The organism is Amycolatopsis sp. NPDC059021, assembly GCF_042739895.1.
Classification (GTDB): Bacteria; Actinomycetota; Actinomycetes; order Mycobacteriales; family Pseudonocardiaceae; genus Amycolatopsis.
The window spans coordinates 3,230-14,425 of sequence record NZ_JBHYIQ010000065.1 but is presented as its reverse complement, the minus strand read 5'-3'; the positions used below and the strand labels follow the sequence as shown (position 1 = coordinate 14,425).

The window sequence follows — 11,196 nt, the reverse complement described above, 5'->3', positions numbered from 1 at the left end:
GAGCGAGTCGCTGTAGGCGGGAGGCAGTTTGTCGGGGTGGGTGGGCCGCGGCCCCGCCGGCCCCCCCGCCCCCCCCCCCCGCCCCCGCGCGCGCGCGCGCGCGGCCCGCCCCCCCCCCCCCCCCCCGGCCCTCCGTTCACTCAAGCCTGTCGATACCGCTCCGCGCGGCGGTTCGCCCATCGGGCTACCCTGCTCCACCGGCGAGCGGCACGAACGCTACCTCGTTCCCGCTGCGCACGGACCCCTTCCTCGAGGTCCCGTATTCGTGCTCTGGACAGTTCTTCGTACAGCAACATCTCGTTGTTCTCCTTGGCAGTGATGTCTTTCAGTTGGGTGGGACGGCGATCCGTCTCGGCGGTTCGCGCCTCGTAATCCCTGGTAGTGACCGGTGCGATGCTCATGCGGCAGCGCTCCGGGCAGAAGTGGCCGGACGCGCCTGGGCCGCGGCGGGCTCGACGACGGCGTTCTTCCGCGGACGCCCACGAGGACGCTTGCGGGCGATCACGACGCCACGCTCGAAGATCTCCCCGCCCCAGACGCCCCACGGCTCACGCCGGGCGAGCGCACCCGCGAGGCAGGCCTCGCGGACCGGGCAGGCAGCGCAGAAGCTCTTGGCCCGCTCCAACTCGGCAGGTGACTCCGCGAACCAGAGGTCCGCGTCGCCTGACCGGCAGGGCAGGTTGAGCTCGGGCGACGCGATCGCGTCGAGCAGGTCGCTGACGCCCGCCTCGGCGAAGGCGTCAGGCAAGGCACCCTCGGAAGCGAGGGTGAAGGCCGAAGGCATTTCAGTGCTCCTTTGTGTCGTACGGGTTTTCGGATTGGCGATGGGACTGGACAGTGCTGCTCCCTGGGGTCGTGCAGCCAAAAAAACACGAAGGCCGCGGATCCGTTTCCGGTTCCGCGGCCTTCGTGAGCCTGTCGTCCTGACCTGGCTGTCAGGAACTTCGCTCCCGTATGGACAACGGAACACGGAACTGCTTGATGGTCGGCAGATCGACGACAACCTGCGGGTACGCCCCGGCCTCAGCCGTGGCGGTGACGAAGGTGGTGTCGACGGTGGCCCACAGCCGTTCGATACGGCGCGTGCCACGGATCGCGTGAGCGCTCACGAACACATCGGTGCCCTGGCGCTGAGCCTGCGCGGTGTTCGCGGCGCAGGACAGAAGGGTGCCAGGGTTCGTGAGCTTCATGTTCGAGATCATTTCACCGGCACCTCCTTCTTCTGTCGCACGCGAACCGCTCCGCGGTCGGCGTCACATGGATCCCCAGTCGGGTCCTTGACGACCCGGTGTGTGCAGGTTATGACCCCTGCCCACCCTGGGGCAACTTATTTTCCGGAAAACTCGTCCAAGCTACGAAGATCGACCCTGAGCAGCGGGTTCGCCGCATGGATCATGGCCGAGACGCGGTCAAGACCGCATGGCCGACCGGACCACGTCGAGCACCTCCGCACCGAAGCGTTCGAGCTTCGTCGCACCGATACCGGAGATCGCCACCAGCGCGACGTCGTCGGTCGGGCGCTGCTCGGCGATGGCCATCAGCGTAGCGTCGGTGAACACCACGAACGCCGGAACCTTGAGCTCCCGCGAGCGCTCCCCGCGCCACGCCTTCAGTTTCTCCAGCAGCTTTTCGTCCACAGTGGACGGGCAGCGGCCGCAGCGGCCGAGCTTGACCTCCATCGTCTCCAGCAGTGGCCCGTCGCACACCCGGCACCGGGTCTTGACGACGACCTGCTTCTGCTGGGACCGGGCGACCCTCGCGGCGGGATGGTCCTCCGGGATCAGCCCGTAGAGGAACCGGCTGCGCCGCCGGTTGCGCCTGCCGCCCGGAGTGCGCGCGAGCGCCCAGGACAGCCACAGGTGCTCCCTCGCCCGCGTGACCCCGACGTAGAACAGCCGCCGCTCCTCCTCGATCGCGGCGTCGTCACCGTCGGCGTGGAGGATCGGCATGGTGCCCTCGGCGAGTCCGACCAGGAAGACCGCGTCCCATTCGAGCCCCTTGGCCGCGTGCAGCGACGCGAGGGTGACGCCCTCGACCGTCGGCGGATGCTGCGCGGCCGCCCGCTGGTCCAGTTCCGCGACGAACCGGTGCAGGTCGGCGTCCTCGACCGTCGACGCGAGTTCCTCGGCGAGTTCGACCAGCGCCAGAAGTGCGTCCCATCGTTCCTTCGCCGCGCCCCCCGAGGGCGGCTGCTCGGTCAGGCCCACCCTGGCGAGGACGGAGCGCACCGTCGTCACCAGGTCGACCACCCCGGAGTCGGCCGTGGCGACCCGCAGCGCGGACATCGCCTGCCGCACCTCGGTCCTCGCGAAGAACCGCTCACCGCCGCGGACGAGGTAAGGGATCCCCGCTTCGGTGAGTGCCTGCTCGTAGGCCTCCGACTGCGCGTTGACGCGGTAGAGCACCGCGATCTCGCTCGCCGCGACCCCGCCGTCGAGGAGGTCGCGAACCCGGCGTGCGACAGCCTCGGCCTCGGCAGCCTCGTCGTCGAACTCCGCGAACCGGGGTTCGGGGCCGGGCGGCCGCTGCCCGATGAGCTTGAGCCTGGATCCGGCGGGCCTGCCGCGTGCGGCGCCGATGACCTGGTTGGCCAGCGTCACGACCTGAGGCGTCGAACGATAGTCGCGTTCGAGCCGGACGACGGTCGCGTCGGGAAAGCGCCGGGTGAACTCGAGCAGCGAGCGTGGCGAAGCACCCCCGAAGGAGTAGATCGTCTGGTTGGCGTCGCCGACCACGGTGAGGTCGTCGCGCCCGCCGAGCCAGGCGTCGAGCAGCCGCTGCTGCAGCGGCGTGACGTCCTGGTACTCGTCGACGACGAAGCAGCGGTAGCGATCGCGGAACTCCTCGGCGACGGCGGCGTGTTCCTCCAGGACCGCCGTGGTGTGCAGCAGCAGGTCGTCGAAGTCGAGCACCTGGGCGGAGTTCTTGATCTTCTCGTAGTTGCGGTAGACCTCGGCGATCTGCGTTGCCCTGGCCGGGATGTCCCGCTGCGTGCGCGAGACCACGGCCGGGTAGTCGTCCGGGCTGACCAGCGACGCCTTGGCCCACTCGATCTCGCCGGCGAGGTCCCGCAGCACCTCGGTCTCGGTGCTGAGCCCGGCGCGGTTCGCGGCCTGGCCGACGTAGCGGAACTTGTTCTCCAGCAGATCCCACGGCCGGTCGCCGATGACCCGGGGCCAGAAGTACCGCAGCTGACGCCGCGCGGCGGCGTGGAACGTCAGCGCCTGCGCCGCGTCCACCCCGAGGCCGCGCAGCCGCGACCGCATCTCCCCCGCGGCGCGCGCGGTGAACGTGACCGCGAGCACCTGACCTGCCGCGACGTGCCCCGACCGGATCAGATGCGCGATACGATGGGTGATCGTCCGCGTCTTGCCCGTCCCGGCCCCCGCGAGCACGCAGACCGGCCCGCGCGGTGCCGACGCCGCGGCGCATTGTTCCGGATCGAGCCCGTCGAGCAGGCCAGGACGACTCTTGGGGGAGGATGCGCTAGCCACCTTGAGATCCTCGCAGAGGGGGCCGACAGGTCCGTGGCAGGGCACGCGGCCGTATCCTGGTCATATGGCGGGAAAGCTGGACAAGGAAGCGGCGAAGCAGGCCAAGAAGGAGAAGCGCGCGGCGAGCAAGGCTCGCCGGGGGCAGATCTTCGAGGCCTTCAAGATGCAGCGCAAGGAAGACAAGGCGCTCATCCCCTTGATGGTGGGCGCGATCCTGGTCGTCACCGGCGTGGTGTTCGGGGTCGGCTTCATCTTCAACATCCAGTGGGCGCTGCTGCCCTTCGGCATCGTGCTCGGCGTGCTCGCCGCGGTGATCCTCTTCGGACGCCGGGTCCAGCGGACCGTCTACTCGAAGGCGGACGGCCAGCCCGGCGCGGCGGCCTGGGCGCTGGAGAACCTCCGCGGCCGCTGGAAGGTCACCCCGACCGTCGCCGCGACGACCCAGCTGGACGCCGTGCACCGCGTGCTGGGCGGCCCCGGTGTCATCCTCGTCGCCGAAGGTGCCCCGCACCGGGTGAAGTCCCTGCTCGCCCAGGAGAAGAAGCGCGTCTCCCGGCTCGTCGGCGACACCCCGATCTACAACGTGACCATCGGCAACGAGGAGGGCGAGGTCCCGCTGAAGAAGCTCCAGGGCTACCTGATGAAGCTTCCGCGGAACCTCAAGCCCGGCCAGGTCGATGCCCTCGAAGCGAAGCTGGCCGCCCTCGGCAACCGCGGCGCCGCCATGCCGAAGGGCCCCATGCCCGCCGGCGCCAAGATGCGCAACGTCCAGCGCACCATCCGCCGCCGCTAACCCCGGAGCAGAGCAAGGGACCTTTGCTATCGCCGGGCGATAGCAAAGGTCCCTTGCTTCGTTTTCGCGCAAAACTGTCGGTCCGTGGTCGCATCATGACGGTGTGGCCATGAGAAGCCTCAGACCAGAGATGCTGGAAGATCTGTTCCCGGACGGCGTGGCCGCCCGGGCGGACCTCGTCGCGCTCGGTATATCCCACGCATCCATCTCGCGCCGGTGCCGGGGCAACGGCCCGTGGCAACGACCGATCCCCGGAGTCATCGTCTTCACCAACCGGGAGCCCACGGCCCGTCAGTTGTTCCGCGCGGCCCTGACTCATGCCGGTCCGGACGCGATGCTCACCGGGGTACACGCCGCACGGCTCCACGGAGTCCGCAATCTCCCTGCCGAGCCACGGGTCCATACTCTGATCCCGCACAAGAGCAAGGTCGCCACTTGGGGCTTCGCGATCGCCGAGCGGACGATTCACCTTCCTGACGCAGTCGATGTCGGCGGGCTGCCGGTCGCACCGCTGGCAAGAGCCCTGATCGACGCGTCGCGGCGGATGGACAACCTGACAAGTGTGCGCGCGATGATCGCCGACGCCGTCTACCGCGGGCTCTGCGATCCGCTTGATCTCCGGAAAGAACTCGCACAGGCCAGCACCATAGGTTCGGCGCTTCCCCGGCTTGTCATCCAAGAGGTCAGCAACGGTGTCCATGACGCCGCCGAGCGGTGGCTCCGTGAGGTCCTCGAGAAGAGCGGCTTGCCTCAGCCGGATTGGGACGTCGTACTGGAGAACGAGTCCGGTGAGGTCCTCGGCAGCGTCCAGGCGTGGTGGCCGGCCGTCGGCTTGGCAGTACAACTCGACATGACCGAGGTGGCGGTCCATTCCACAGGCGAGGACAAGGACAGTCCGCCAACGGGCGAAGGGCTCTTACTGGTACGCCTTCATCCATTTACGCTACGCGACCAGCCGCTGTCCGTGATCCGGGAGCTTCGCGCGGCCTACCAGAGCGCGGCGCAACGTCCGCCGCCTCGGATTTCCGCCCGCCGTCCCAGATCGGCCGCATGACATCCGTGTCACACCCGGCTCCCAAGCGAAAGCAAAGGTCCCTTGCTTCGCTCCGGGTGACTCAGCGCATGCGGATGACTACTGTTCCGGTCAGACGATCGAGCCAGCTGCGACCGTCGGCGTTACGCACGGCCGCGGGGATGATCACGAACGTGAGCACCGTGCGTACGACGGCTCTCCACAGCCCTACCATCGACGCCCCGTCGAGCCGGGCAACACGGATCCCCACCGCCCCCATCCCGGGAGTGAAGCCGAAGAACGCCGCGGAAACGACCGTGATGATCGCCCAGACCACCACCGACCATTGGTTGAAGGTCTGCATCACGGCGGGATTCTGCAGGTTGGGCCGAACGAATATGGCTGTGACCAGCGCGGCTAGGACCAGGTCGATGATGAGCCCGAGCAGTCTTGCGCCACCGCTGGCCACCGCACCTACGCCGGATTCGGGCAGGCCGAGCGATTCACCGCGCCAACGCGGAGCATGCTGATCACCTGCTGCCGCCCCGTCGCCGGTGCCGGGCAGCCATTCGCCGGTCCATCTCGCCACCCGTCCAGGGTATGCCGGTGGCGCAGGTCGCATTCGCCCTGGTCGACTACCCGGTATGCACCGACCCGTTAACACCGGCGAAACATACGGGTGACGGTCGGGCAACACCGCGCTCTTAGCGTGAGCCGAAGAGAGCACTGCCGTACGAGCTCGAACGAGAAGGAGTCACCGAGGGTGCCCACTACTCCAGACGATATCCAGCGTCTCATCGCCGACGAGGATGTCGAGGTCATCGACGTCCAGTTCTGCGACCTGCCCGGCGTGATGCAGCACTTCACGGTCCCCGCGAAGGCCTTCACCGAAGATGCCTTCGAAGAGGGTCTCGCGTTCGACGGCTCCTCGGTGCGCGGCTTCCAGTCCATCCACGAGTCCGACATGCTGCTGCTGCCGGACGCGGCGACCGCGCGGATCGACCCGTTCCGCAAGGCGAAGACGCTGGCGCTCAACTTCTTCGTGCACGACCCGTTCACCCGCGAGGCGTACAGCCGGGACCCGCGCAACATCGCGCGCAAGGCCGAGCAGTACATCGCCGAGTACGGCGTCGCCGACAACGTGTACTTCGGCCCCGAAGCCGAGTTCTACATCTTCGACTCGATCCGCTTCGACTCGGCCGAGCATGCCTCCTTCCATGAGATCGACTCGGTCGAGGGCTGGTGGAACACCGGCGCCGACGAGCCGGGCGGCAACCAGGGTTACAAGACGAAGTTCAAGGGCGGTTACTTCCCGGTGCCGCCGGTCGACCACTTCGCCGACCTGCGCGACGACATCGTCCGCAACCTGACGAACATCGGTTTCGAGATCGAGCGCGCGCACCACGAGGTGGGCACCGCCGGCCAGACCGAGATCAACTACAAGTTCAACACGCTGCTGCACGCCGCGGACGACCTGCAGCTGTTCAAGTACATCGTGAAGAACACGGTGTTCGCGGCGGGCAAGACCGCGACGTTCATGCCGAAGCCGCTCGCGGGTGACAACGGCTCGGGCATGCACTGCCACCAGTCGCTGTGGAAAGACGGCCAGCCGCTGTTCCACGACGAGTCGGGCTACGCCGGCCTGTCGGACACCGCACGCCACTACATCGGCGGTCTGCTCAAGCACGCGCCGAGCCTGCTGGCCTTCACGAACCCGACCGTGAACTCCTACCACCGCCTCGTGCCGGGCTTCGAGGCGCCGGTTTCGCTGGTCTACTCGCAGCGCAACCGCTCCGCCTGCGTGCGTATCCCGATCACGGGCAACAACCCGAAGGCGAAGCGCGCCGAGTTCCGCTGCCCGGACTCGTCCGGCAACCCGTACCTGGCGTTCTCGGCGATGATGATGGCCGGGCTCGACGGCATCAAGAACAAGATCGAGCCGCCGGAGCCGATCGACAAGGACCTCTACGAGCTTCCGCCCGAGGAGGCCAAGGATGTCAAGCTCGTTCCGGGAGACCTCGGCACCGTGCTCGACACTCTGGAGAACGACCACGACTACCTGCTCGAAGGTGGCGTGTTCACCCCCGATGTGATCGAAACCTGGATCTCATACAAGCGCGAAAACGAGATCGACCCGCTGCGGCTGCGTCCGCACCCGTACGAGTTCTCGCTGTACTACGACGTGTGATCACGCGGTAGCACCACCGGTCACGCCGGTGGCGAGGTGCGGAAACGCTCTCGTCACCGGCGTTTCTGTTTTCTGGGCGCGGCGGGGTCGGTCATTCGGCGGTGGACATCACCTTGAGGTCGACACCAGCTCGTTCGAAGCGCCCCCGCGGATCGTCGACGAGCTTGCGGCGATCGAGATCCATCAACCCCAGCGTGCAGGTGATCTCCGCGGCCAAGGTCCCGTCGAGCTTGTAGATGTTCGAATCCATGTGGAACGTCTTGCCGCTCCCGAACTTGGTGTCACAGGTGACGTCGACCACGTCGCCTGCCCGCAGCTCGCGGCGAAAAGCAACGTGCGTCTCCAGCATGACCGACGCGAGCTTCTCCTGGTGCAGTCCTCCCGAGAGCCCGCCTGCCAACTCCATCAGCTCGAGCCGGGCTACCTCGGCATATGAGTGGTACACGGCGTGGTTGAGATGGCCCAGAGTGTCCAGCTCGTAGTGGCGGACCTTCAGCCTGGTCCGGAATGGCTCGCGCTCAGACCCACCCCCAGTGTACGCGCCGCCCCCCACCCCCCGCACACACCCACGGGACCTTGCCAAACGCGGGGCGAAAGAATAGGACCCTTGCTCCTCTCGGTGCCGTGGGTCAGTTTTCGTAGAACAGGCGCTCGACGACGGTGTGGGCGCGGCGGGTGATCCGCCGGTAGGTGTCCAAGAACTCGCCGGGGTCGTCATCGGACGTGTAGCCGAGGACTCGTGCCACAGCCGTCAGGTCGCGGCCCGAGCTCGGGATTTCGTCGACCGCCTTGCCCCGGACGAGCATTCCCGCGTTCCGGACCCGGGTAGCGAGCAACCATGCCTCGGTCAAGGATTCGACCTCCGCCGCCGCGGCAAGGCCAGCCGGCTCGAGCGCGGCGAGCGCTTCGAGAGTGGATGTGGTTCGCAAGGCGCCGACCTCGTGCGCGTGTCGCAGTTGCAGGAGCTGCACCGTCCATTCGACATCGGCCAGCCCGCCCCTTCCGAGCTTCGTGTGCCGGGTCGGGTCGGCGCCCTTGGGCATCCGTTCCGTTTCCACCCGCGCCTTGATCCGCCGGATCTCCCGCACGCGGGCGGCGTCGAGCCCGCCGTCCGGGTAGCGAACAGGATCGAGCATCGCGATGAAACGCTCGCCGAGGTCGGCGTCCCCTGCGATGAAGCGGGCACGCAGCAGCGCCTGTGCCTCCCAAACCTCGCCCCAGCGCGCGTAGTACGCCCGATACGACTCGAGTGTCCGCACCAGCGGGCCGCTGCGTCCCTCCGGCCGCAGGTCCGCGTCCACCACCAACGCCGGATCCGGGCTCGGCGCGCCCAGCATCTGCCGGACCGTTTCCGCTACGGACGAGGCAAAACGCACCGCTTCGGCGTCGGACACCCCTCCGGTCGGTTCGCATACGAACAGGACATCCGCATCGGATCCGTAACCGAGCTCGGCGCCACCAAGACGCCCCATTCCGATGACGGCGATCGCCGCGGGCGTGCGACCGAGTTCCGTCTGTCGTTGCCGGTTGGCCGTAGCCAGAGCGCCCTGCAGCACCGCCACCCACACACTCGAAAGCGCTTCGCACACCCGCCGTACCTCGAGGAGCCCAAGGAGATCCGCACAGGCCACTCGCAGCATCTCGTGGCGCCGCAACGACCTCGCTGCCGCCACCGACGCGTTCAGCCCGGGCTGCCGACGCACTGCGGCCCGCAGCGACGTCGCGACCTCGGCCGGAGTGCGGCCGGTGAGCCGCGCCGGATCACCCAGCAGTTGCAACACCTCGGGTGCCCGTGCGAGCAAATCCGGAACGAGCCTCGACGTGCCGAGCAGGAAGGCCAGGCGCTCGACCACGGCGCCTTCGTCCCGCAGCACGCGCAGGTACCAGGGCGTCTCCTCGAGTGCCTCGGACACCTTGCGGTAGGACAACAGGCCCCGGTCAGGGTCGGGGGTATCCGCGAGCAGGTCGAGCAGGACGGGAAGCAACGCGTGCTGGATCGCGGCTCTCCGGGAAACTCCCGCGGTCAGCGCCTTGATGTGGTGGAGCGCGCCATCCGGCGCTGCGTAACCGAGGGCCGCCAGCCGACTCGCCGCCTGCTTGGTGGTGAGCCGCAGAGCTTCGGTTGGCACGTTCGCGACCGATTGCAGGAGCGGCCGGTAGAACAGCTTCTCGTGCAGCTTGCGGATGCCCTGGCCATGCCGCCGGAACTCGGCCAGCAGTACCTCGCCCGCGCTCTTGCCGCCTGCGGGGCGGACGCCGATCGCGCGTGCCAGGATCCTCAGCTCGGCGGTGTCCGAGGCTTCGGGGAAAAGATGGGTACGCCGCAGACGACGCAATTGCAGCCGATGCTCGACGGTCCGCAGGAACTCGTAGGACGCGCCGAGTTCGGCGGCGTCCTGACGACCGACGTAGCCGCCCTCGCCCAGTGCGGCCAAAGCCTCCATAGTGGACGGTGAGCGCAGGTCCGGGTCGATCCGGCCGTGGACGAGTTGGAGCAGCTGGACAGCGAATTCGACGTCGCGCAGCCCGCCGCGGCCGAGTTTGAGTTCACGCTCGGCGTGCTCGGACGGAACATGGCCTTCGACCCGGCGGCGCATCTGCTGCACCTCGCCGACGAAGTTGTCGCGATCGGCGGCCGACCACACGAGCGGCGCGACCAGCTCGCTGTATTCCCGCCCCAGCTCGGCGTCACCCGCGACCGGCCGCGCCTTGAGCAACGCCTGGAACTCCCAGGTCTTGGCCCATTTCCTGTAGTAACCGGCGTGTCCCTCGAGCGTTCGCACCAACGCGCCGGACTTGCCTTCGGGGCGCAGCGCCGCGTCGACCTCGAAGCAAGCGTTGCCGACGATGCGCATCATCGTGCTGGCCAAGCGGGTAGCGACTGTAAGGTCGGCGCCGCCAACGAAGATGACGTCGACATCGCTGACATAGTTGAGCTCGCGCCCACCGCATTTGCCCATCGCGATGACGGCGAGCGTGTCCTCCGCCTTCGCGCCGACCTCTGCTTCCGCCACCGCCACGCCGACGATCAAGGCAGCCTCGGCAAGCCGGGTCAGCTGACTCGCGACCTCCGCGTAATGCGGATGCTCCAGGCCCGGCTCCACGAGATGGCCGAGGTCGGCTGCGGCGATACCGAGGATCAGCTCGCGGTAGGCGGACCGGAGAACCTGTTCGGCCTCATGACCGGTGACCAGAGTGCCGTCAGGGCCGCGCACCTTCTCCAGCAGCAACTCGGCGTAGCGGGCAGGATCGGTGCTTTTCTTGCCGGTGAGCGAATGCCAGGTCCGTGGGTTGGCGGCGAGGAAGTCGGCGAGTGCGCTGGACGTGCCGAGCGCTCCCAGCAATCGCCCGCGAAAAGTCCGGTTCTCGCGAAGAGCCTGGTCGAGCTCTGCCCAGCCCGCGCCGTCAGCCTCCCGAATCCTGTCGAGTCCTCGGAGCGCCAGGTCGGGATCCGCCGCGCGGGACAACGCGGAGAGCACATCGGCGGCGACCGCACTCGGTCCGGTGGCATCCCACCAACCAGCAGCGCGAAGCTGCTCTTCGGCCCGGCTATCGGTGAAGCCGTACCTCGCCGCGGAAGCGGTCGGACGAGATCGGTCTGCCATCACGCCCTACCGTATCCGAGCGGACGCCGCCGAGCCGTGGGGGGGGGGGGGGGGGGGTGGGGGGGGGGGGGGGGGGGGGTGGGGGGGGGGAGGCGGAGGGGGGA

9 protein-coding genes are annotated in these 11,196 nt (G+C 68.2%); 3 read left to right on the top strand and 6 right to left on the bottom strand.

Annotated features, from left to right (window positions below; all coding sequences use genetic code 11):
* Positions 1-397: 397 nt before the first annotated feature.
* From ACFWX1_RS31385 to ACFWX1_RS31375, 3 genes are all read right to left on the bottom strand, one after another.
* Positions 398-784: a WhiB family transcriptional regulator gene (locus ACFWX1_RS31385; RefSeq protein ID WP_378393375.1), complete on the bottom strand. Its 387-nt coding sequence runs from the start codon at positions 782-784 to the stop codon at positions 398-400.
* 151 nt (positions 785-935) lie between these two features.
* The gene (locus ACFWX1_RS31380) at positions 936-1,202 is read right to left on the bottom strand and encodes a hypothetical protein (RefSeq protein ID WP_378393374.1); all 267 of its coding nucleotides are present in this window, start codon (positions 1,200-1,202) and stop codon (positions 936-938) included.
* A gap of 207 nt (positions 1,203-1,409) precedes the next feature.
* Positions 1,410-3,494 (bottom strand): ATP-dependent DNA helicase UvrD2, encoded by a 2,085-nt coding sequence (locus ACFWX1_RS31375; RefSeq protein ID WP_378393373.1) that lies wholly within the window; start codon positions 3,492-3,494, stop codon positions 1,410-1,412.
* A gap of 64 nt (positions 3,495-3,558) precedes the next feature.
* On the opposite strand from ACFWX1_RS31375, the gene ACFWX1_RS31370 reads away from it, so the two are divergent.
* Entirely contained in the window at positions 3,559-4,287 is a 729-nt protein-coding gene (locus ACFWX1_RS31370; RefSeq protein WP_378393372.1) for a DUF4191 domain-containing protein, read from the top strand.
* A gap of 109 nt (positions 4,288-4,396) precedes the next feature.
* Positions 4,397-5,341, top strand: a complete 945-nt coding sequence (locus ACFWX1_RS31365; protein WP_378393371.1) for a hypothetical protein — start codon at positions 4,397-4,399, stop codon at positions 5,339-5,341.
* A gap of 61 nt (positions 5,342-5,402) precedes the next feature.
* On the opposite strand, the gene ACFWX1_RS31360 is transcribed toward ACFWX1_RS31365, so the two are convergent.
* Complete coding sequence (locus ACFWX1_RS31360; protein WP_378393406.1) at positions 5,403-5,792, bottom strand: RDD family protein; 390 nt, start codon at positions 5,790-5,792, stop codon at positions 5,403-5,405.
* A gap of 270 nt (positions 5,793-6,062) precedes the next feature.
* Between ACFWX1_RS31360 and glnA the strand changes: the two genes are divergently transcribed.
* Complete coding sequence (glnA, locus tag ACFWX1_RS31355; protein WP_378393370.1) at positions 6,063-7,487, top strand: type I glutamate--ammonia ligase; 1,425 nt, start codon at positions 6,063-6,065, stop codon at positions 7,485-7,487.
* A 91-nt stretch (positions 7,488-7,578) separates the two neighbouring features.
* On the opposite strand, the gene ACFWX1_RS31350 is transcribed toward glnA, so the two are convergent.
* Both ACFWX1_RS31350 and ACFWX1_RS31345 read right to left on the bottom strand, forming a co-directional pair.
* A complete protein-coding gene (locus ACFWX1_RS31350) occupies positions 7,579-7,983 on the bottom strand; it encodes an acyl-CoA thioesterase (protein ID WP_378393405.1) in 405 nt (134 codons plus the stop codon).
* A gap of 133 nt (positions 7,984-8,116) precedes the next feature.
* The gene (locus ACFWX1_RS31345; RefSeq protein ID WP_378393369.1) at positions 8,117-11,092 is read right to left on the bottom strand and encodes a bifunctional [glutamine synthetase] adenylyltransferase/[glutamine synthetase]-adenylyl-L-tyrosine phosphorylase; all 2,976 of its coding nucleotides are present in this window, start codon (positions 11,090-11,092) and stop codon (positions 8,117-8,119) included.
* Positions 11,093-11,196 lie beyond the last annotated feature (104 nt).

Coding starts and splice junctions, on each gene's coding strand:
- ACFWX1_RS31385 (WP_378393375.1), bottom strand. CDS start 784: ATGCCTTCGGCCTTCACCCTCGCTTCCGAGGGTGCCTTGCCTGACGCC.
- ACFWX1_RS31380 (WP_378393374.1), bottom strand. CDS start 1,202: ATGATCTCGAACATGAAGCTCACGAACCCTGGCACCCTTCTGTCCTGC.
- ACFWX1_RS31370 (WP_378393372.1), top strand. CDS start 3,559: ATGGCGGGAAAGCTGGACAAGGAAGCGGCGAAGCAGGCCAAGAAGGAG.
- ACFWX1_RS31365 (WP_378393371.1), top strand. CDS start 4,397: ATGAGAAGCCTCAGACCAGAGATGCTGGAAGATCTGTTCCCGGACGGC.
- ACFWX1_RS31345 (WP_378393369.1), bottom strand. CDS start 11,092: ATGGCAGACCGATCTCGTCCGACCGCTTCCGCGGCGAGGTACGGCTTC.